This window comes from Streptomyces sp. NPDC059002 (assembly GCF_042740435.1).
Classification (GTDB): domain Bacteria; phylum Actinomycetota; class Actinomycetes; order Streptomycetales; family Streptomycetaceae; genus Streptomyces.
Map to the genome: position 1 here is coordinate 57,866 of NZ_JBHYJI010000040.1, position 19,925 is coordinate 77,790.

The 19,925-nt window shown below is 73.3% G+C and carries 18 protein-coding genes; 9 read left to right on the top strand and 9 right to left on the bottom strand.

Features of this window, described 5'->3' with window-relative positions; translation table 11 throughout:
• Nucleotides 1-11 precede the first annotated feature (11 nt).
• Nucleotides 12-1,022: a thiamine pyrophosphate-dependent dehydrogenase E1 component subunit alpha gene (locus ACFWZ2_RS29520; protein ID WP_384550768.1), complete on the bottom strand. Its 1,011-nt coding sequence runs from the start codon at nt 1,020-1,022 to the stop codon at nt 12-14.
• A 359-nt stretch (nt 1,023-1,381) separates the two neighbouring features.
• Between ACFWZ2_RS29520 and ACFWZ2_RS29525 the strand changes: the two genes are divergently transcribed.
• Nucleotides 1,382-3,235: an ABC transporter ATP-binding protein gene (locus ACFWZ2_RS29525; RefSeq protein WP_384550815.1), complete on the top strand. Its 1,854-nt coding sequence runs from the start codon at nt 1,382-1,384 to the stop codon at nt 3,233-3,235.
• A gap of 19 nt (nt 3,236-3,254) precedes the next feature.
• Here the strand turns inward: ACFWZ2_RS29525 and ACFWZ2_RS29530 are convergent, their stop codons facing one another.
• The 3 genes from ACFWZ2_RS29530 to ACFWZ2_RS29540 form a co-directional block, all read right to left on the bottom strand.
• Nucleotides 3,255-3,437 carry a hypothetical protein gene (locus ACFWZ2_RS29530; RefSeq protein WP_384550817.1) on the bottom strand — a complete coding sequence of 61 codons (183 nt, stop codon included), beginning with the start codon at nt 3,435-3,437 and terminating at the stop codon, nt 3,255-3,257.
• 142 nt (nt 3,438-3,579) lie between these two features.
• The gene (locus ACFWZ2_RS29535; RefSeq protein WP_384550770.1) at nt 3,580-4,263 is read right to left on the bottom strand and encodes a DUF899 domain-containing protein; all 684 of its coding nucleotides are present in this window, start codon (nt 4,261-4,263) and stop codon (nt 3,580-3,582) included.
• Nucleotides 4,264-4,447: 184 nt separating this feature from the next.
• Nucleotides 4,448-5,836 (bottom strand): amidohydrolase, encoded by a 1,389-nt coding sequence (locus ACFWZ2_RS29540; protein ID WP_384550772.1) that lies wholly within the window; start codon nt 5,834-5,836, stop codon nt 4,448-4,450.
• A gap of 145 nt (nt 5,837-5,981) precedes the next feature.
• On the opposite strand from ACFWZ2_RS29540, the gene ACFWZ2_RS29545 reads away from it, so the two are divergent.
• The 3 genes from ACFWZ2_RS29545 to ACFWZ2_RS29555 all read left to right on the top strand — a co-directional run bounded on the left by ACFWZ2_RS29545 (nt 5,982) and on the right by ACFWZ2_RS29555 (nt 7,821).
• The gene (locus tag ACFWZ2_RS29545) at nt 5,982-6,938 is read left to right on the top strand and encodes an endonuclease/exonuclease/phosphatase family protein (RefSeq protein ID WP_384550774.1); all 957 of its coding nucleotides are present in this window, start codon (nt 5,982-5,984) and stop codon (nt 6,936-6,938) included.
• A gap of 84 nt (nt 6,939-7,022) precedes the next feature.
• Nucleotides 7,023-7,163: a hypothetical protein gene (locus ACFWZ2_RS29550; protein WP_384550776.1), complete on the top strand. Its 141-nt coding sequence runs from the start codon at nt 7,023-7,025 to the stop codon at nt 7,161-7,163.
• 169 nt (nt 7,164-7,332) lie between these two features.
• Nucleotides 7,333-7,821, top strand: a complete 489-nt coding sequence (locus tag ACFWZ2_RS29555) for a DUF3574 domain-containing protein (protein ID WP_384550778.1) — start codon at nt 7,333-7,335, stop codon at nt 7,819-7,821.
• An 88-nt stretch (nt 7,822-7,909) separates the two neighbouring features.
• Here ACFWZ2_RS29555 and ACFWZ2_RS29560 read toward each other — a convergent pair whose 3' ends face one another.
• The 4 genes from ACFWZ2_RS29560 to ACFWZ2_RS29575 form a co-directional block, all read right to left on the bottom strand.
• Entirely contained in the window at nt 7,910-8,731 is an 822-nt protein-coding gene (locus tag ACFWZ2_RS29560; RefSeq protein WP_384550780.1) for a nucleotidyltransferase domain-containing protein, read from the bottom strand.
• Between the two features lie 37 nt (nt 8,732-8,768).
• Nucleotides 8,769-9,209 (bottom strand): hypothetical protein, encoded by a 441-nt coding sequence (locus ACFWZ2_RS29565; protein ID WP_384550782.1) that lies wholly within the window; start codon nt 9,207-9,209, stop codon nt 8,769-8,771.
• A gap of 120 nt (nt 9,210-9,329) precedes the next feature.
• Complete coding sequence (locus ACFWZ2_RS29570; protein WP_384550784.1) at nt 9,330-11,042, bottom strand: SWIM zinc finger family protein; 1,713 nt, start codon at nt 11,040-11,042, stop codon at nt 9,330-9,332.
• A gap of 149 nt (nt 11,043-11,191) precedes the next feature.
• Nucleotides 11,192-14,179, bottom strand: a complete 2,988-nt coding sequence (locus tag ACFWZ2_RS29575; protein WP_384550786.1) for a DEAD/DEAH box helicase — start codon at nt 14,177-14,179, stop codon at nt 11,192-11,194.
• A gap of 229 nt (nt 14,180-14,408) precedes the next feature.
• Here ACFWZ2_RS29575 and ACFWZ2_RS29580 point away from each other — a divergent pair, with 229 nt between their 5' ends.
• The 5 genes from ACFWZ2_RS29580 (at nt 14,409) to ACFWZ2_RS29600 (ending at nt 18,695) form a co-directional block, all read left to right on the top strand.
• Entirely contained in the window at nt 14,409-15,362 is a 954-nt protein-coding gene (locus ACFWZ2_RS29580; protein WP_384550788.1) for a metallophosphoesterase family protein, read from the top strand.
• Between the two features lie 18 nt (nt 15,363-15,380).
• Nucleotides 15,381-16,724: an MFS transporter gene (locus tag ACFWZ2_RS29585; protein WP_384550790.1), complete on the top strand. Its 1,344-nt coding sequence runs from the start codon at nt 15,381-15,383 to the stop codon at nt 16,722-16,724.
• Nucleotides 16,721-17,725, top strand: a complete 1,005-nt coding sequence (locus tag ACFWZ2_RS29590; RefSeq protein WP_384550792.1) for a TolB family protein — start codon at nt 16,721-16,723, stop codon at nt 17,723-17,725. Before ACFWZ2_RS29585 ends, ACFWZ2_RS29590 begins: the two co-directional genes overlap by 4 nt.
• 100 nt (nt 17,726-17,825) lie before the next feature.
• Nucleotides 17,826-18,245 carry a RidA family protein gene (locus tag ACFWZ2_RS29595; RefSeq protein ID WP_384550794.1) on the top strand — a complete coding sequence of 140 codons (420 nt, stop codon included), beginning with the start codon at nt 17,826-17,828 and terminating at the stop codon, nt 18,243-18,245.
• A 15-nt stretch (nt 18,246-18,260) separates the two neighbouring features.
• A complete protein-coding gene (locus tag ACFWZ2_RS29600; RefSeq protein WP_384550796.1) occupies nt 18,261-18,695 on the top strand; it encodes a GNAT family N-acetyltransferase in 435 nt (144 codons plus the stop codon).
• Between the two features lie 22 nt (nt 18,696-18,717).
• Here the strand turns inward: ACFWZ2_RS29600 and ACFWZ2_RS29605 are convergent, their stop codons facing one another.
• Nucleotides 18,718-19,767 carry a glycoside hydrolase family 6 protein gene (locus ACFWZ2_RS29605; RefSeq protein ID WP_384550819.1) on the bottom strand — a complete coding sequence of 350 codons (1,050 nt, stop codon included), beginning with the start codon at nt 19,765-19,767 and terminating at the stop codon, nt 18,718-18,720.
• Between the last annotated feature and the right edge of the window lie 158 nt (nt 19,768-19,925).

The following is a 19,925-nucleotide window of genomic DNA, read 5'->3' on the forward strand; positions in this document are numbered from 1 at the left end:
TGCCAACTCCCTCAGGTGTACGAGATGTAGACGTCGGTCTCCAGGTCGGCGCGGGTCGGCAGGGGTGCCGCCTGCGCGTCCGCGACCGCCTCGTCGATCAGTGCGGCGACCTCGGAGTCGACCGCGTCCAGCTGCCCGGCGGTGAGTTCGCCGGTGCCGGTCACGGCCGCGCGGAAGCGGGTGAGGCAGTCGAGTTCGGCGCGGGCGTGGCGCACCTCGTCCGCCCGGTAGGTCTGCTGGTCTCCTTCGAAGTGGCCGTAGTAGCGGGTGAGCTGGACCTCGATCAGGGTGGGCCCGCCGCCCGAGCGGGCCCGCTCGACGGCTTCGCCCGCCGCCTCGTGCACGGCGAAGAAGTCGAAGCCGTCGACGGTCACGCCGGGCATGCCGAAGGCCGCGGCGCGGGCCGCGATGGAGCCGCCGCCGACGGACCAGGTCGCCGAAGTGGCCTCCGCGTAGCCGTTGTTCTCGGCGACGAAGACGGCGGGCAGATGCCAGACCGACGCGAGGTTCAGGGATTCCAGGGTGGTGCCCTGGTTGCTGCCGCCGTCGCCGAAGAAGGCGACGGCCACGCCGCCGTCCCCGCGCACCTTCGCGGCGAGCGCGGCGCCGCAGATCAGGGGCGGTCCGCCGCCGACGATGCCGTTGGCGCCGAGCATGCCCTTGGCGAGGTCGGCGATGTGCATCGAGCCGCCCTTGCCGTGGCAGGAACCCGTCGTACGGCCGTAGATCTCGGCCATCATCGCCTTCACGTCGACGTGCTTGGCGATGCAGTGGCCGTGGCCCCGGTGGGTGGATGCGATGACGTCGCGCTCGTCGTCGAGGTGGGCGCAGACGCCGGCCGCCGAGGCCTCCTCGCCCGCGTAGAGGTGGACGAAGCCGGGGATGTCGCCGGTCGCGAACTCCTCGTGGAGCCGCTCCTCGAAACCTCGGATGGTACGCATCGTGCGGTACGCGCCGAGCAGCGCGGGTCCGTCGAGGCCGTGCGCGCGGGGTACCCCGGAGGTCCGGAGAGTGTCGGTCACGGAATAACTCCTTTGCCGGTGCGGGTGTGGAGTTGCGTCCATGGGTCATGCCACTGCGGACCCGTTGACCGGGCAAGAGTTGCCCGGGGTTGCAACGCTCCACATGGCTCACGCCGACCCTCCGCTGTGGCGAGCGCCCCGGGCGTGCACCGGGTACGCCGTGGCGGTGTGCGCACGCGCCCTGCCCGCACCGGACGACCCCCGCGATAGTGGCCGTTTCCCGTTCCGAGACGGAGATCAGATTGGCCGAATCAGTGAACGACAAGGCCCGCACGCCAGGTTCGGACGCCCGCACTCCGGGCACCGGGACCCGCGCATCGGGCACCTCCGAGTCCGAGGCCCTCCTCTTCGGCGGACCGCTGCGCTACGACACCGGCTGGTCCCAGCACGAGGACGCCTTCCTGCAGCTGGGGTTCCGCGCCATGCTGACCCGCCTGCCCGCCCTGCTCCGGGCCAGCTTCCGGCTCGCCTGGCAGGCCGACCGGCAGGCCGCCCGCATCGTGCTCGGCGCGGAGCTGGCCCGTGGACTCGCCCAGGCGGTCAGCCTGTTCGCGGTGAACAGCGTGCTCGCGCGCCTGATGACGAACGCCCCGATCGAGGACCGGCTGCGCGGCGCGGGCCCCGCCCTGATCACCATGGCGTGCGTGCTGTGCGCCGCCGCGCTGCTGCGCGCCGCGTCGACGTACGCGACGGGCCGCCTGGAGCCGAAGGTCGAACGGGTCGCCACCGAGCAGTACTTGGAGCGGGCGGCGAGCGTGGAGCTGTCCGCGATCGAGGACGACGCGTTCCACAAGCTGCTCGACACCGCGCAGTACGGCGCCGCGTCCGCCCGCCGCATGATCGCCATCTCGACGCGCGTGGTGAACGCGCTGATCTCGCTGATCGCGGCCGCGGGCGTGCTCACGGTCCTGCACCCGGTGCTGTTACCGCTCCTGGTGACGATGACGCTGCCGAGCGCCTGGAGCGCCCTGACGATCGCGCGCCGCCGCTACCGCTCCTTCCACGCCTGGGTGCAGCACGCCCGCGCGGGCCGGCTGATCAGCGGTCTGCTCACGGAGGCGGCCGCGGCACCCGAGATCCGGGTGCACGGCGTGGGCCCCTTCCTCTTACGTCACTTCCGGTCGATGTCGGAGGCGGCCGAGGAGGAGCAGGCCCGGCTTGCCCGGCTCGCCGCCCGCACCGGTCTGGCGGCGGCCGCCTGGACGGGCCTCGCGACTGCGGCGACGTATGCGACGCTCGGCGGTCTGCTGCTGGCCGGGGCGATGGCGCTGTCCGTGGCGGGCACCGCCGTGATCGCGATCCGTACGGGCGCGTCGAGCCTGGACACCCTCGTCCTGGAGATCAACTCCCTGCACGAGGACGCCCTGTTCGTCGGCGATCTCGACCGGCTCTTCGTGGAGGCCGCGCGGCGGGCGATCCCGGTCGGCGGCGCGGAGCTGCCACGGGAGCCGCGCGAGATCCGCTTCGACGGCGTCACCTTCCGCTACCCGGGGTCGGCGGGCAGGGACGCGCTCTGCGACGTGTCCCTGAGCGTGCCCACGGGGAAGATCGTCGCCCTGGTCGGCGAGAACGGCTCGGGCAAGACCACCCTGGTCAAGCTGCTCGCGGGCCTGTACGCGCCGGACCGCGGGCGGATCCTGTGGGACGACGTGGACGCCGCGACCGCGGACCGCGCGCAGCTCGCGGAGCATGTCGCGATGGTCGCGCAGGACTTCAAGCGGTGGCCGTTCACGGCGCGCGTGAACATCGCGATCGGCCGGGCCTCGGCGGACCGCACCGACGAGCGGCTGCGCACGTCGGTGGCGGAGGCCGGGGCGCAGGACGTGGTGGCCGATCTGCCGCGCGGCCTCGACACGCTCCTCGCGAAGGCGTTCACCGGCGGGCACGAGCTGTCGGGCGGCCAGTGGCAGCGGCTCGGCATCGCGCGGGCCGCGTACCGGCGGGGCCGGATCCTGATCGTCGACGAGCCGACCGCCGCGCTCGACGCCCGGGCCGAGCTGGAGGTCTTCGAGAAGATCAGGGCGCTGGCAGGGACCGGCCAGACGGTCATCCTCATCACGCACCGTCTGGCGTCCGTGCGCCACGCCGATCTGGTCCATGTCCTCGACGAGGGGCGGCTCGTGGAGTCCGGCACCCCGGAGGAGCTGCTCGCCACGGGCGGCGTCTACGCCGAGCTGTACGCGCTGCAGGCGGACCAGTTCCTGGCCCGCTGAGCGGCACGGGCGGCGTGCCTCACGCCGCCGCGGGGGCCTCCTCCGCCTCGCGCACGATCACCAGGAAGGCGTCGGACGCGAGGTCCATCACGACCTCGGCACGCTGCCCCTCCTGACGGCGGGCCCGCGCGAACTCCTCAGCGGGCCACGATCCGCGCGGTCCGCCCGCGGGAAACCGCTCCAACACCACTCGTCCGTTCATCATGATCCTGTCCCCCGTGCTCGGTGTTCTTCGTTCCGGCTCCACCGTTGTGGCTCCATCGATGAAAACGCGCGAGAGGCCCTCCAGGGCTCGCAACGTGACCGAACCGACACAGAGTTGAGGCAATTCCCAGGGTTCTCCCTCAGTCCTCGTACTCGTCGTGGTACCGCACCCGTGCGCTGCCCGCCGGCGCCCCGAGCACGGAGGACCGCCCCTTGGGCTCCTCCCACTCCTCCTGCCGGCCGAGCGCGGTGAGGTCGAGGAGGCTGGTGGTGGAGCCGAGGCCGTCCAGGCCGCGGGCGAACGTCGCGTACGTGTGGAAGATCCGGTCGCCGTCGCGCAGGAAGCAGTTGATGCCGGGCAGGTCCTTCGGCTCTTCGTCGAACGACGCGTGGAAGTCGTGGTTGAAGTCGCCGCCGTCCGTGGAGTACCAGGGCACGGTCCAGCCCATCCGGGCCTTGAAGGACAGGAGTTTGGTGAACGGGGCGCGGGAGACGGCGACGAGGTTCGTGCCCCTGGCCCGCAGGTGTGCCAGATGCCCGATCTGGTCGAGGAAGCCGGAGCAGCTGCGGCAGCCCGCATCCCATTCGGGGGCGAACATGAAGTGGTAGACGATGAGTTGGTCGCGCCCGTCGAAGAGGTCGAGCAGGGTCGCCTTCCCGTCGGCGCCCTCGAAGTAGTACTCCTTGTCCACCTCCACCATCGGCAGGCCGCGCCGCTCGGCGTTGAGCGCGTCGCGGGCACGGGTGGCGGCCTTCTCCTTGACGAGCAGCTCCTCGCGCGCGGCGGTCCACTCCTCGCGCGTGACGATCTCCGGAAGTCCCATGGTGTGTCTCCTCCACCCTTCGGGCACGTACGTCTCGGCACATCTCGCAAGGGTGGACCGGCCCGGTGCGCGGAACTCATCGGTCGCGGGCGGGAAAATCCCAGAAAAGTTCAGAAAAGGCGGGGCCGTTCGGACGTCGCAGGTCAGCGGGGGTGTCCGGCGGGGCAGCGACCGGCGCGGGGCCTCATGCCTCGTACTTCTGGATGCGCTTGCCGTGGTTGCGGTCGACGAGCGCGGGCAGCAGCTCGGCCAACTCCCGCACCACGGCCGGGACATCGACGGTCAGCAGCTGCCGGTCGCGCATCAGGACCCGTCCGTCGACGATCGTGGTGCGGACGTCGGAGGAGCGCGCGCTGTGCACCAGGGTGGCGGCGAGATCGTGCACGGGCTGGGTGTGCGGCCCCGTGAGGTCCACCAGGACGAGGTCGGCCCTGCGCCCCGCGGCGAGGCTCCCGACCCGCTCCCCGAGACCGACGGCCCGCGCGCTCTGCAGGGTGGCGTGGTGCAGGGCCTGGCGGCCGGTGAGCCAGGCCGGGTCCCGCTCCACGTACTTCTGGAGGAGCGCGGTGAGCGTCATGGACTCCCATACGTCGAGAGTGTTGTTGGAGGCGGCGCCGTCGGTGGCGAGGCCGACGGGGATGCCGATGTCGCGCAGCGCCCGCACGGGCGTGGTGTCCCAGGCGAACTTCAGATAGGTGCGCGGCGCGGTGGCGACGGCGACCCGTCCGGTGGCGCGGCGCAGCACGGGCAGGTCGCGTGCCGCGTCGAGGCCGGTGGCGTGGGCGATGAGCAGGTCCCCTTCGAGGAGCCCGGCGCGCTCCAGGATCTCGATGGGCGTACGGCCGTACCGGGCCAGGCTGTTGTCGGTCTGCGCGCGGCTCTCGGCGGCGTGCGTGTGCACCAACAGGCCGTGTTCGCGGGCGAGTTCGGCGGTCGCCGCCAGGTCGTCCTCGTCGACGGTGTAGGGGGCGTGCGGGGCGAGGCAGGTGGTGATGCGGCCGCCCGCCGTGCCGCGCCGCCGCAGCGCGAAGTCGAGGGAGGCGGCCCGCCCTTCGGGCCCCTGCGAGCTGAAGTACGCCTGGCCGAGCACGGCCCGCAGGCCCGTCTCCTCGATGACGGCGGCGACCGTGTCCATCGCGAAGTAGTGGTCGGCGAAGGTGGTGACACCGCCGCGGATCATCTCGGCGCAGGCGAGCCGCGCACCGAGCTCGACGGCGCGCTCGGTCAGCTCGGACTCGATGGGCCAGATCCAGTCGTTGAACCACTCGTCGGCGGGCACGTCGTCGGCGATGCCGCGCAGGGCCGCCATCGGGGCGTGCGTATGGCAGTTGACGAGCCCGGGGAGCGCGACGGTGCCGCTTCCGTCGATGCGTTCGGCGGCCGCGAGACCGGCCACGGCGGCCGTCCCCGTGACGGCGACGACGACTCCGTCGCGTACGACGACGGCGGCGTCCTCGACGAAGGAGATCTCCCCGTCCGGGCCATGGGTCAGAGCCGTGCAGCCCGTGACGAGGAGGTCGGCGGGGCCGTCCGTGACGAGTCCTGCGGGGCCGTGTGCGGGAGGCGGCGTCATCTCTTCAAGGTAGCGGGAGTGCGCATCCGGCCACTCTGTCGCGCTGGCCGAATCGCGGGCACGCTGGGGCCCACCGGCCGGCCGGACAGCCGCCCCGCGGCCCCCGGACCGGCCTTCCGGCGCAGCGCTCGGCGAGGAGTCGGCCATGATCATCGGCACCTGGAACCTGGAGAACCTCTACCGTCCCGGCAGCCCGTTCGGGCCCAAGGACAAGACGGCGTACGAGACGAAGCTGGCCTCGCTCGCGGCGACGATCACCGCGCTGAAGCCGAGCGTCCTCGGCGTGCAGGAGGTCGGCGACCCGGCCGCGCTCGACGACCTCGCCGGGATGCTGGAGGGCGACTGGCACGTCACGCTCTCGGAGCACCCGGACGACCGGGGCATCCGGGTCGGCTTCCTCACCACCCTGCCGGTCTTCGTCATCGCCGACCAGATCGCCTTCCCCGACCGGCTGCTCCCGGTGCAGACCGACGACTCCGGCAGGACCGTGTCGCGGGCCGGCCGCGGGGTGTTCGGGGTGACGGTGTCCACGCGGGCGTTCTTCTTCGACGCGGTGGTCTGCCACCTCAAGTCGAAGCTGCTCTCCTACCCCGGCGGCCGCTTCCAGCCCAAGGACGAGGGCGAGCGCGCACGGTACGGCGCGTACGCCCTGTACCGGCGCACGGCCGAGGCGACCGTGGTGCGCTCGGTGGCCGACCGGCTCCTCAAGGGCGACGGCCGCAGGAACGACGTCGCCGTGCTCGGCGACCTCAACGACGAGGTCGCCGCCGCGACGACCCAGATCCTGCTCGGCCCGCCCGGATCCGAGATCGGCACACCCGGCTACGACCACCCGGACAAGGGCGACGCGGCCCGGCTGTGGAACGTGGCCCCGCTGATCCCCGCCGAGCAGCGCTTCTCCCGCATCCACGCGGGCCGCCGCGAACTCATCGACCACATCCTGATGAGCCGCGGCCTGCTCGACCACGTACGTTCAGCGGGCACGGGCGCGCCCGGCGCCTCCGCGGCGGCGCTCCCTTCGGTGGCGGACGGGAATCCCGCGGCCCGCAGGGACGCGACGGGCTCTGACCATGCGCCGGTGTGGGTGCGGATCCAGCCCTGAGGCCCCTTCACCCCGCCCCTGGACCCCCACCTGACCCTCGCGAACCACGAGGGCCCCGACACCTGCGAAGCGGCGTACGACGCGTTGGAGGAGGAACTCGCCCCGTACCTGCCGCTCGTCAGCCATGTGGACACGGTCCGGCTGATCGTGACGGACGGGGCGGGGAAGGGGTGGCGGGACCTCGGCGCGTACCGGCTGGGAGCGGACGGCCACCGCGCTCTGTGACGGGCGCGCGAAGCGGGCGTGAATCCGGTGGGCGGGAATCAGGCCATATCGCCGGAAGCGGGGCAGAGGAGGCGTGCGTGTCCGCTACGGTTTCCCGCCGTTATCGGTCTGCGGCTCCCGCGCACACGGGAGTCGGCGCCCGTACTCCCCACCGAAAGGGATCCGCCCCGTGGCTCTCACCCTCTCCCGCATCTCCCGCACCCGTCTCGCCGTGGCCGGCGCCGTGACGGCGGTCCTCGCGGTCGGCGCGCCCGCGGCGTACGCCTCGCTGGACGACGAGGCGCGCCCCGCGTCCTCGACGTCGGCCACCACGACGGTCGCCCGCGGCAAGCCCTTCACCGAGACCCGCCTCTTCTTCGGCACGGAACGCCCCGACGGCGGCCCCGACGTCACCGACAAGCAGTTCATGGCGTTCATCGACAAGGAGGTGACGCCGGGCTTCCCCGACGGGCTGACCATCCAGGACGGCCGCGGCCAGTGGCGCGACTCCAACGGCAAGATCGAGCGCGAGCGTTCGTACGAGCTGATCCTGCTCTACCCGACGACCGAGGCGAAGAAGCGGGACGTCCAGATCGAGGAGATCCGCAGCGACTACGAGAAGGCGTTCGCCCAGGACTCGGTGGCGCGGCTCGACGAGCGGACGCGGGTGGACTTCTGAGCCGGTGACGACGGCGGGGGCGGCGGCTGCCGTACGACGTCCTCGGGGGCCGGGGCGGCCACGCCCCGGCCGCCGGCGGTCCGGTTCCTCAGTGGTCAGGGGTGGCGGTCGCCGTGGTCTCAGTGGTCGAGGCGTCGGACGTCGCAGCCGTCGCCCGCGTCTCGATCAGCCGCTCCACCTCATCGATCGCGCCGACGAGCCCGTCGGGGCCCGCGCCGCCCGCTCCCGCCGCGCCGAGGATGCGGTCGACGTCCCGCAGCCCCGCACGCTCCAGCAGGCGCTTCTCGTTGGTGACCCACTCCCCCCGCGCCGCGAGCACCGCGTGGGCCGCCTCCGTCGCGGCGATGGCGACGGCGCCCGCGACCTCGGCGTACTGGCCGCGCGGGGCGTTGTTGGCGCGGGCGTACGCGAGTCGCATGCGGGCCTTGCCGAGCCAGACGGCGGGGGCCTCGGCGCGCAGGGCGGGCGGGTAGGCGGGGCTGGGGAGTTCGCCTCGGAGGACCTGGTTGATGCCGAGTTCGGCGACGACCAAGTAGCTGGGGATCCCCGCGAGATGGAACATCAGCGGCTCCCAGTGGAACCGTCCCGCCCACGCCTCGCGCAGCTCGTGCTCGACGACGTCGAGGTCGCGGTAGTGCACGTCGACGGCCCGCCCGTCGACGGTGAGCCAGGCCCCGCCGTTGAAGACGCCGCCGCCCCACTCCCCGATCCCGGAGACCTCGCCCTCCCAGCCGATCTTGCGCAGGTCGGCGGGGTCGAAGGCGGGCCCCCGGTAGTAGACGGCCATGTCCCAGTCGCTCTCGGCCGTATGCGTGCCCTGCGCGCGCGAGCCGCCGAGGGTGACGGCCAGGACGCCGGGCAGCGCGGCCAGACGGTCGGCGACGTGGTCGAGAAAGACCTCTTCGTTCATGGCCCGCACGGTGGGACTCCTTCAACGCCCTCGACGATCACTGATCACTGCTGTCACTGATGGTGAGGTCTCCCACCGTATGGGCCTGGATGACCTGGCCGTGCTGCACCCCACCGCTGATGGAGTTGTGCACGACGCCGCCCGGCCGCTCCTCCTGGTCCGCAGAGGGCACCAACTCGGCGAGAATCTCGCGCAGTTCGGCGACGGCGCCGGGATCGGCGGCCAAGGCACGGCGCAACCGGGACCGCCACTCGGCCCGTACGTCCTCCGCCGTGGCGGCATCGTCGGCGTCCCACGCGGTGAGGACCTCGCCCCTGGCCTCCTCGAGCTCTCCGGCGACCGTGTCCTCCTGCCCCCGCCTCCCCCGCGCGAAGAACCCGGCGACCCGGTCCCGTACGCTCCCCCACCCGTCGGTCGCCATCTGCTGCACGAGCGCGGTCGCCCCCGCGGCGGCCAGCGCGGTCAACTCGGCGTCCACCGAGCCCCCTTCCCCACACCTCGACGTCTCCAGGGCCTTCACCGTAACCGCGCCCGGCGCACAATTCACCGGCGCGCCCCGGGGACCCGGCCATGATCCGCCGGGCAGGTCGGACAGGTTCTAGTCCTCCAACACCCCCGCCAACGCCCCCACCGGGTCGACATCCGCATCGCCCTCCGGCCACCAGTCGTCGCCGCCCGGTTCGTTCCGGTACGGGTACCAGCGGCCGTCCCTGCCGTAGCGGAGCTGGAGGGTGCCTTCCGCGTTCGTGAGGTGGTTGCGGTGGATCGTCATCCGGGGGAGGTCCGCCGCGACCAGGGCGCCACGGGCCCGGTCGAAGGGGCCCGCCGGGGGGTCCCAGGGGGATTCCAAGGTCGCCAGACCGTCCTCCGCACCCTGCCGCCAGGCCGCCGCCGCCCGGGCAAGATCCTTGGGGCTGCGGTCCACCGACCGTGCCAGTTCGGCGAATTGGCGGCTGAACGTGCGCCGCCCCGTGAGCCCGGGGTGGCAGGCCGCGAGCCGCACCGCGTCACGCCACGGCTCCATCGCCACCGGAAAGGGGTCCGCCCCCGTCATCAGATACGCGTGGGCCCGCACCGCCGTGTCCGTCACCAGGAACTCCAGCGCCGCCGGGTCCGGCGCACCGGTCATCGACGGCAGGACCGGCGGTTCGCCCGGGCGGGACGGGGGCGCCGGCGGGGCCGGGAGAGGCGGCCGATAGGCGCTCGCCAGGACGTCCCGGGCCAGGGTGCCCGGCAGGGGCGGGGCGGAGGCGTGGGCGAAGTCCGGCGCGGACGAGTCAGGTTCGCCGCCTGCGGCGGGGACTTCGTGCCCGGGGTGGTCCCGTACGACGACTCCGCGGTCCCGTCCGTCGGCTTCGCGGCCCCGCCCGTCGGCTTCATAGTCCCGCACGACGACTTCACGGCCCCGCCCGTCGGCTTCATAGTCCCGCACGACGGCTTCACGGCCCCGCCCGACGGCTTCATAGTCCCGCACGACGGCTTCACGGCCCCGCCCGACGGCCTCGCGATCCCGACCACCAGCTCCGCGGCCTCCCCCGACGGCCTCGCGATCCCGACCACCAGCCGCGCGACCCCACACACCCGCTTCGCCGCCCCGATCCACGGCACCCGCCGCACGGCCCCACCCGTCGGCTTCGCCCCCTTGCCCCGCGACGCCGGCGCCAGCCTCAGCGCCAGCCCCACCCGGCCCCCGCCCCCGCTCCCGCTCCTCCCGGGCCGACTCCCGCGCGCTGCGGTGGGCCAGTTCGTCGAGGAGGTCCGCTTCCTCGCCGCCGCGCATGAGGAAGAGTACGAAGGGGTCCGCGTCCAGGAGGCGGGCGGTCTGGTAGGTGAGGGCGGCCGCGTGTTTGCAGGGGGTTCCTCTGTCGGGGCAGCTGCAGGAGGGGGCCAACTCGCGGCCCGCGGGGAGGAGTTGTACGCCCGCGCGGTGCGCCGCGGCGACCAGTTCGCGCGGCATGTCCTTGTCCAGGAGTGCCGCGATGTGCGCGGGGTCCGCGGCCACCGCGTCCAGGAAGCGGGCCCAGTCCTCGGGGGTGAGGGTGCGCAGGCGGAGTTCGGCGCGGTAGGGGCGGGCGCGGCTGCCGTGGACGTAGGCGACGATGCGGCCGGGCGCCACCGTGATCGTGTCCACGGAGCCTTCGCGGGCGTAGTTGCGGCCGCGGGCCAGGCGGGCCTGGTCGAGGGCGCTCTCCTCCAGCGCGCGGATCCACGCGTTGCCCCACCAGGACGTGGCGAAGGGGACGTCGGGGTCGGGGCGCGCGGGCAGCGCGGGGAAGACGCGGCCACTGCCCATGCGGCTCGTCTCGCTCATCCCGCTGGCCCGGCCGAGCCCGCCCCGGGATCCCCCGGACCTGCCGAGCCCGCCCCGGGACCCCCCGGACCTGTCGAACCCGCCCCCGGACCCCCCGGACCTGCCGGGACCGTCGCCCCGGCCGCCGCGCGGCGGCCCGCTCCGCCCGTTCATCCCGTCCTCCTCAGTGCCACCAGGTCGGAGAGTTCCGCGTCCGACAGTTCGGTGAGTGCCGTCTCGCCGCCGTCGCCCAGGACGGCGTCCGCCAACGCCTGTTTCGCGGCGAGGAGTTCGGCGATGCGGTCCTCCACCGTGCCCTCCGCGATCAGGCGGTGCACCTGAACGGGCTGGGTCTGGCCGATGCGGTAGGCGCGGTCGGTGGCCTGTTCCTCGACCGCGGGGTTCCACCAGCGGTCGTAGTGGATGACGTGGCCCGCGCGGGTCAGGTTCAGGCCCGTGCCTGCCGCCTTGAGGGAGAGGAGGAAGACCGGGATCTCGCCGGACTGGAAGCGGTCCACCATCTGCTCGCGCCGCGCCACCGGCGTTCCGCCGTGCAGGAGTTGGGTGCGGATGCCCCGGGAGGAGAGGTGTGTCTCCAGCAGGCGCGCCATCTCCACGTACTGCGTGAAGATCAGGACGGCGCCCGCGCTCTCCGACTCGGTGAGGATCGTGTCGAGGAGTTCGTCGAGGAGTTCGAGCTTTCCCGATCGGTCGGCGGTGGTCCCGCCGTCCTTCAGGTACTGCGCCGGGTGGTTGCAGATCTGCTTCAGCGCCATCAGGAGTTTCATCACGAGGCCGCGCCGCACCATGCCGTCGGAGGCTTCGATGCGGGCCAGGGTCTCGCGCACCACCGCTTCGTAGAGGGAGGCCTGTTCGCGGGTGAGGGTGACGGGGTGGTCCGTCTCCGTCTTCGGGGGGAGTTCGGGGGCGATGCCGGGGTCCGACTTCTTGCGGCGCAGCAGGAAGGGCCTGACGAGGCGGGAGAGGCGGGTCATCGCCTCGTCGTTCTCGGCGAATTCACCGCCCTCGGCCAGGCGTGCGTACCGGGCGCGGAACGCCTTCAGGGAGCCGAGCAGGCCGGGCGTCGTCCAGTCGAGCAGGGCCCAGAGTTCGGAGAGGTTGTTCTCGACGGGGGTGCCGGTGAGCGCCACCCGGGCCTGCGAGGGGATGGTGCGGAGCGCCTTCGCGGTCGCCGCGTGCGGGTTCTTGACGTGCTGCGCCTCGTCCGCGACCACCAACCCCCAGAAATGTTCCGACAGTTCGGCGGCGCTGGTGCGCATCGTGCCGTAGGTGGTGAGGACGAAGCCGCCGGTCAGGCCGGTCAGGGTGCGGTCGGTGCCGTGGAAGCGGCGCACCGGCACGCCGGGCGCGAAGCGTTCGATCTCCCGCTGCCAGTTGCCGAGCAGCGACGCAGGGCAGACCACCAGCGTCGGCGCGGATCCGGCGGGGGCACCGGCCCGCGCCCGGTGCAGGTGCAGCGCGATCAGGGTGACCGTCTTGCCGAGGCCCATGTCGTCGGCGAGGCAGCCGCCGAGGCCGAGGGACGTCATGCGGTCCAGCCAGGCAAGGCCGCGGAGCTGGTAGTCGCGGAGGGTCGCCGTGAGGCCGGGCGGCGCCGCGATCTGTGCCGGTTCGCCGGTGAGGCGCTCGCGCAGACCGGCCAGGGCGCCGACCGGGACCGCCGCCACCGGCCGCCCCTCGACCTCCGCCGTGCCGGTGAGCGCGACGGACAGCGCGTCGAGCGGGTCGAGCAGGCCGAGGTCCCGCTTGCGCGCCTTGCGTACGAGTTCGGGGTCGACGAGCACCCATTGGTCGCGCAGCCGCACCACGGGGCGGTGGGTCTCGGCGAGTTCCTCCATCTCGGCCTCGGTCAGCGCGTCGCCGCCGAGCGCCAACTGCCAGCGGAATTCGAGGAGTTCGTCCGTCTTGAAGAAGTCGAAGTTGTCGGCCGCCGTGCCGGGCGCGGCCCTGACCACGGCTGTCGCGGTCAGCCCGCGCGTCAGCTCCTTCGGCCAGTGCACGGCGACCCCGGCCGCACCGAGCCTGGTCGCCGCCGGGCCCAGGAGGTCGTTCAACTCCTGCTCGCCCAGGGGCAGTACGTCGGGTCGTGGCCGGTCGAGGAGCCGGGCGAGCGGCGGCCATGCGCGGGCGGCGCGGCGGATCGCGAGCAGCGTGTCGACGCGGGCGCGCGGCCCGAAGTGGTCGGCGCCGGACCAGAGCAGCGCGGCGTCGGTGACGAGTGTCGGGTCGGCGAGGCTGTGCACCTGCACGACGGCGGCCGCGGGGCTGGCCACGGCCACGCGCGGCACCCGCGGCGCGGCGACGCCGGACCCGTCGCCCCCATCGCCCCCGTCAGCCCCGTCAGCCCCGTCAGCCCCGTCAGCCCCACCACCGTCCGCCCCGTCGAACACCTCGTGCGTCCGCAGATCGAGTCGCAGCGACACCCGCACCCCGGCGTCCACCCCGGCCGCGACCTCCGCCGCCCACTCGTGCACGGCCGGGCCCCGCAGCCGCTGGGGCGCACGCGCGGCGAAGGGCGCCCCGACCGCGTACGCCGCGGCGGGCGTGCGCGGCAGCAGGTCGACGACCGCGTCGACGAAGGCCCTGACCAGCGCGAACGGTTCGGGCACCAGCAGCGGCCTGCTCCCCGGCAGCGGTACGGCGTGCCCCTCGGCGGGCAGCGAGGCGGCGACACCCCGCAGATACGTGACGTCCGACTCGTCCAGCGGCCCCGCCCGCCACGCGTCGAGGTCCCCGTGGGTCAGCCCCGGCAGCAGCCTGCCCCGCGCGGCCAGCTGCAGCGCGTGCCGGGCCGCCGCGGCCCAGCAGGCCCCCGTGGGGTGCGGACGCGCGGTGCGCAGCAGCAGCGGCACGGCGTCGGCGACCGGGAGGACGACCGCGGGGACGGCGCGGGCACGGGCCCCCTTGCCGTGCTTGCGCACGACGGTGAGCTCGTTCCGTACGACGGCGGGCTCGTCCCGTACGAGATCGACCTCGGAACCGCCCTCCCGCGCGGAACCGTCGGGAAAGAGCTCCACCCCCTCCCCCCAAAATGCGACCCGCCCCTCCCTGGGCACCTCCCCCGGCAGGAAGACCGCAGCGCAACGACGCACCAGCGCCTCGGCGGCCGCAGGTTCCGCCGTCCCGTCCGCCGCCATTCCGTTCAACCTCTGTTCGGCTTTCGCTCAGCCTCTGCTCGTTCCCCGCACGCCACCCTAGGCCAGACTCGGGCGGCCCTTCCCCGCAGCGGGGCGCACTACGGGTAGGAAAGTTTCCTAACAATAATCCACCCAACTTCTTGACGCGGTCATGTCGCATCGCCAGGATGCGTCGGGACGGCCCCGCACCACCCCCACCGGCACCCCCGAGCCGATCTAGGAGACGGACATGCCGCCCACCCCCCGCGCAACGAACTCCCGTGCCCGCACAGCCCGTTGGGGCATCCCTGTCGCGGCGGGCAGCGCGCTCGCCCTCGTCGGCGGCGTGCTCCTCTGGTCCCCGGCCGGAGAGGCCGACGCCACCCCGAAGGCCGAGCCCAGGGCGGCGTTCACCGCGGTCGCCGCCGGTGACATCGCCGAGCAGTGCACGGCGAGCAGCAGCAGCTGCAAGCACCCCAAGACCGCGGCCCTGGTCAAGCAGATCAACCCGTCGTTCGCGATGACCATGGGCGACAACCAGTACGACGACGCGCGTCTGAAGGACTTCCAGAACTACTACGACAAGTCCTGGGGAGCCTTCAAGAGCAAGACCCGGCCCGTGCCCGGCAACCACGAGACGTACGACCCGGCGGGCGCACTCAAGGGCTACAAGTCCTACTTCGGCGACATCGCCTACCCCGACGGCGAGAGCTACTACAGCTACGACCAGGGCAACTGGCACTTCATCGCGCTCGACTCCAACAGCTTCGACGACGACGCGCAGATCGACTGGCTGAAGGCCGACCTCGCCGCCAACGCCAAGAAGTGCGTGGCCGCCTACTGGCACCACCCCCTCTTCTCCTCGGGCGAGCACGGCAACGACCCGGTGAGCAGGCCGGTCTGGAAGCTGCTCTACGACAACAAGGCCGAGCTCGTCCTGAACGGCCACGACCACCACTACGAGCGGTTCGCACCGCAGAACCCCGACGGCAAGGCCGACGCCAACGGCATCGTCGAACTGCTCGGCGGCATGGGCGGCGCCAACCCGTACAAGATCGAGGAAGTCCAGCCCAACAGCCAGAAGCGGATCACCAACACCTTCGGCGTCGTCAAGCTGAACTTCACCGACACCGGCTTCTCCTGGAACCTCGTCGCCACGGACGGCTCGACGAAGGACACCAGCCCGTCCTACGAGTGCCACTGAGCGAGCGGGACGCGCACCATGTATCTGGCCTCCACGGAACCGGCCGCCAAGGCCACGGAGGAGGAACGGACCGGGGCGCGGCGCGGCCGCGTCGCCGGGCCCGTCCTCGCGCTCGGCGCGGTCAGCCTCGTCACCGACATCTCCTCGGAGATGGTCACCGCCGTCCTGCCGCTCTACTTCGTCCTCCAACTCGGCCTCTCCCCGCTCCAGTTCGGCTTCCTCGACGGGCTCTACAACGGCGTGACCGCGCTGGTGCGGCTGGCCGGCGGCTACGCGGCCGACCGCGGCGGACGGCACAAGCTCGTGGCGGGCGGCGGCTACGCCCTCTCCGCGCTCTCCCGGCTCGGCCTGCTGCTCGCGGGCGGCGCCACCGCGGGCATCGGCGCGGCGCTCGCCGCCGACCGCATCGGCAAGGGGGTGCGGACCGCGCCGCGCGACGCGCTGATCTCGCTGAGCAGTCCGCCCGACGCGCTCGGGCGGGCCTTCGGCGTGCACCGCGCGATGGACACCACGGGCGCGCTGCTCGGTCCGCTCGCCGCGTTCGCGCTGCTGTGGGCGACCGCGGACGCGTACGACGCCGTGTTCGTGGTCAGCTTCTGCTTCGGGCTGCTCGGCGTACTGCTCCTGGTGGCGTTCGTGCCGGGACACGCGCACGAGCCCCGGACCTCCGCACCGAGAACACCGGGAACACCGGGAACACCGAAAGCACCAGAAGCACCGGCCCAGCGCCCCGCCAAGGCGCTCGACCTGCTGCGCGTCCCCGCCTTCCGCCGGATCCTCGGCGCCGCCGCGCTGCTCGGCGCCGCCACCATCGGCGACGCGTTCCTCTATCTCCTCCTCCAGCGGCGGCTCGACTTCGCCGTCTCCTGGTTCCCGCTGCTGCCGCTCGGCGCCGCCGCGGTCTATCTGCTGCTCGCGGTCCCCGCCGGACGGCTCGCCGACCGCACCGGACGCCGCGGGCCCTTCCTCGCCGGTCATGTCGCGCTGCTGGGCGGGTACGTCCTGCTGCTCGCGCCCACCGAAGGCTGGCCGCTGCTCATCGGCGTACTGCTGCTGCTCGGCGTCTTCTACGCCGCCACCGACGGCGTCCTGATGGCCCTGGTCACACCCGTCGTGGCGCGCGAGCGCCGGGCCAGCGGCATGGCCGTGCTGCAGACCGGGCAGGCCCTTGCCCGGCTGCTCGCCGCCGCCGGATTCGGCGCCGCGTGGACGCTGTGGGGCGTGGGGCCCGCCCTTGCCTGCGCCTGCGTCGCGCTGACCGCGGCGCTCGCCGGGGCGGCGGCCCTGCTCCCGCGCAACGAGCCGGTCCTGCCGCCCCGTACGGATACGGCCCCGCACTCCCCCACCGAAAGGCCCTCATGACCCGGCCCGACACCCCTCTGCGGTCCCTGCGCGCCCGGATCGTCGCGGTCGCCACGGCCGCCGTCGTCCTCGCGGGCGTCGCCGTCGCGTACACCCTGCACGCCGCCCAGCGCGCCCAATCGGCCGACGCCACATCGGAGTTCGGCCTCGATGGGGGTCAGCTGTACTTCCGCAGCACGGAGGCGGGCGCGGGCCGGGTCGCCCGCCTCCCCGTGCCGGGCAAGGGTCCCCGCACCACCGGCGGCCCCTCCTGCGAGCGCTTCTACGCCGCCGCGGGCACCGGACTCTGCCTGCAGCGCCGCTCCGGCATCCCGCCCAAGTCGTACGCCGTCGTCCTGGACGACCGGCTCCGCGAGAAGCGCCGCATCGCGCTGACCGGCATCCCCAACCGGGCGCGGGTCTCGGCGTCGGGCCGGATGCTGTCCTGGACGATGTTCGCCACCGGCGACTCCTACGCGGGTTCGTCCTTCTCCACCCGCACGTCCATCCTCGACACCCGCACCGGCTATCTGATCAAGAACATGGAGGAGATCCCCCTCACGATCGACGGCCGCCGCTACCACGCGCCCGACGTCAACTACTGGGGCGTGACCTTCGCCAAGGACGACAACCTCTTCTACGCGACCGTGTCGACCAAGGGCAGGACGTACCTCGTGCGGGGCGACATGAAGAAGTGGTCGGCGACCGCCCTGCGCCAGAACGTCGAATGCCCCTCCCTCTCCCCCGACAACACCCGCATCGCCTTCAAGAAGCGGGTGCGGAAGGGGACTTCGGACCCGTGGCGGCTGTACGTCCTCGATCTCCGTACGATGCGGGAGCGCCCGCTGGCCGAGCGGGACAGCGTCGACGACCAGGCCGCCTGGCTCGACGACGGCACCGTCGCGTACGCCCTGCCGGGCCGGGACGGACGCAAGCAGGACATCTGGTCGACGCCCGCCGACGGCACGGGGAGGCCCACACTGCGGGTACGGGGCGGGAGTTCGCCCGCGGCGGTGCGCTGAGCGCGGCACGGCCGCGTCGCACGGGCCCGCGGCGCCGTCGCACCGGCCCTTATGCGAAATTCACGTGCGCACGCCGCCCCGCGCGGCCCACGATCGGATCATGCCCACTGAGCGAACCGTCGTGTCCACCCTCTTCCCGCCGCCCGGATATGCCCACGCCGCCGTCGTCGAGACCGGCGCCCGACTCGCCTTCATGGCGGGTTCCGTACCGCTCGACCCCGACGGCACGCTCGTCGGCGAGGGCGACGTCGCCCGCCAGACCGAGCAGGTGATCGCCAACCTCGACGAGGCGCTGCGCGCCGTCGGCAGCGACCTGTCGCAGGTCGTGGCCAGCACGGTGTACGTGGTCGGTGACGAACCCGCCGTGCTCAGCGAGGCCTGGGAGGTCATCCGCCGATCCGCGCTGCACGCGGGGCCGCACACCTCCACGCTCCTCGGCACGACCTGCCTCGGCTATCCGGGCCAGCTCGTGGAGATCACCGCCACCGCGGTGGTCCCGACGGCTCCGGAGGCCGCCTAGACCTCCTTCACCACTGTGCGCGCGGCCACCGCGTCCGACGGCGCGGCCGTCGCCGACGTCTATCTGCGCTCGTTCGACGCCGCCCTGCCGACCGTCCGCAGGGCCCATTCCGACGCCGAGGTGAGGGAGTTCTTCCAGTACGTCGTCGTGCCCCGCGGCGGCACCTGGATCGCGGAGGCCGGGGGCGGGGCCGTCGGCATGATGGTGCTCGACGGCGACGAGCTGAGCCAGCTCTACCTCGCCCCCGAGTGGCGGGGCCGCGGCATCGGCGACCGTTTCGTGGCACTGGCCAAGGAGCGCAGCCCCGCGGGGCTCTGGCTCAGGACGTTCCAGGTGAACACGGCGGCGCAGCGCTTCTACGAACGCCACGGCTTCGCGGCGACCGAGCGTACGGACGGCTCCGCCAACGAGGAACGGGAGCCGGACGTCCGCTACGCCTGGCGCCCCTAGCGCCTGCCCGCCGGAGCACGGTCTAGCCCCTGGCCCTGCTCGCCAGACCCAGCGCGTACTGCGGCCACCACTGTCCGGCCCGCGGCCCGCCCCTGCACGTTCCGTCGGACTCGCCGGGCCGCTTGATCCACAGGTAGGCGTCGAGCGAGGGGTCGCCGGTGCGTGCGGTGGGCGGGGTGCCGAGGGCGCGGCCCGGCGGGTTGCACCAGGCCTGTGCGCCCCGGTAGGGGCCGTTGCCGTTGCGGCTGCTGTCGACGACGAAGTGCTTGCGGCCGCCGAGCCCCTTGGCGAGCCGGTGGCCGTAGTCCGAACTCGCCCGGTTCGTCTGGTAGTTGGAGACGTTGAGCGCGAAGCCGTCGGCGCGGCCGATGCCCGCGCGGCGCAGCGGGCCGAGCAGGCGGCGCTCGTCCGGGATCCAGCTCGCGTTGCCCGCGTCGAGGTACACCCTCGTGCGCGGCTGGCGCTCCAGGCGCTGGACCGCGTAGGCGAGCAGGGCGTACCGCTCACGCGCGTTCACCCCCGGACAGCCCGCCACCAGGTGCGCGACGGCGTCCGGTTCCACGATCACGTACGCGCTCCGCGTGCCGAGCCCCCGGGCGATGCCGTCGATCCACCGCCGGTACTGGCGGGCGTCACGCGCACCGCCCGACGAGTACGCGCCGCAGTCCCGGTGCGGGATGAAGTAGGCGGCGAAGACCACGGTGCGCCGCGCCCGCGCCGCCGCGTCAAGACTCCCCCGCACCACGTTCCCCGCCCCCTCCTTGTTCAGCCAAACGGCCTGCGGACGCCACGCGATCCGCCCGACAAGCCGCGCCTGCGCGGCCCGCCCTTGCCGCCGCCACGCGCCGACCTGACGTGCGGCAGCGCTCTGCGGATCGACCCAGAACGCGGGCGCGGCAACACCCGCCGGAGCCGGGGCAGGCGCATCCCCGGCCCGGGCCGGATGCGCACAGCCGGTCGCCGCCGCCCCCAGGAGGAGCACACCGGCGAGGAGGAGGCGGGGAAGACGGGAGAGGGGGCGGCGGGACGAGAGATCGGAGCGGAGGCGGCGGGAGTAGGCACCGGGACGCAGACGGCGGGAGAAAAGACCGGGACGAAGACCGCGGGACGAGGGACCGAAGCCGAGGTGGTGGGCGAGGGGGCCGGAGCCGAGGTGGTGGGCGAGGGGACCGAAGCCGAGGTGGTGGGCGAGGGGACCGAAGCCGAGGTGGTGGGCGAGGGGACCGAAGC

Bases quoted from the DNA above. Each gene is read 5' to 3' on its own strand.
- ACFWZ2_RS29570 (WP_384550784.1), bottom strand. From the start codon at position 11,042: ATGAGCGAGACGAGCCGCATGGGCAGTGGCCGCGTCTTCCCCGCGCTG.
- ACFWZ2_RS29530 (WP_384550817.1), bottom strand. From the start codon at position 3,437: ATGAACGGACGAGTGGTGTTGGAGCGGTTTCCCGCGGGCGGACCGCGC.
- ACFWZ2_RS29575 (WP_384550786.1), bottom strand. From the start codon at position 14,179: ATGGCGGCGGACGGGACGGCGGAACCTGCGGCCGCCGAGGCGCTGGTG.
- ACFWZ2_RS29585 (WP_384550790.1), top strand. From the start codon at position 15,381: ATGTATCTGGCCTCCACGGAACCGGCCGCCAAGGCCACGGAGGAGGAA.
- ACFWZ2_RS29540 (WP_384550772.1), bottom strand. From the start codon at position 5,836: ATGACGCCGCCTCCCGCACACGGCCCCGCAGGACTCGTCACGGACGGC.
- ACFWZ2_RS29535 (WP_384550770.1), bottom strand. From the start codon at position 4,263: ATGGGACTTCCGGAGATCGTCACGCGCGAGGAGTGGACCGCCGCGCGC.
- ACFWZ2_RS29590 (WP_384550792.1), top strand. From the start codon at position 16,721: ATGACCCGGCCCGACACCCCTCTGCGGTCCCTGCGCGCCCGGATCGTC.
- ACFWZ2_RS29545 (WP_384550774.1), top strand. From the start codon at position 5,982: ATGATCATCGGCACCTGGAACCTGGAGAACCTCTACCGTCCCGGCAGC.
- ACFWZ2_RS29595 (WP_384550794.1), top strand. From the start codon at position 17,826: ATGCCCACTGAGCGAACCGTCGTGTCCACCCTCTTCCCGCCGCCCGGA.
- ACFWZ2_RS29560 (WP_384550780.1), bottom strand. From the start codon at position 8,731: ATGAACGAAGAGGTCTTTCTCGACCACGTCGCCGACCGTCTGGCCGCG.
- ACFWZ2_RS29580 (WP_384550788.1), top strand. From the start codon at position 14,409: ATGCCGCCCACCCCCCGCGCAACGAACTCCCGTGCCCGCACAGCCCGT.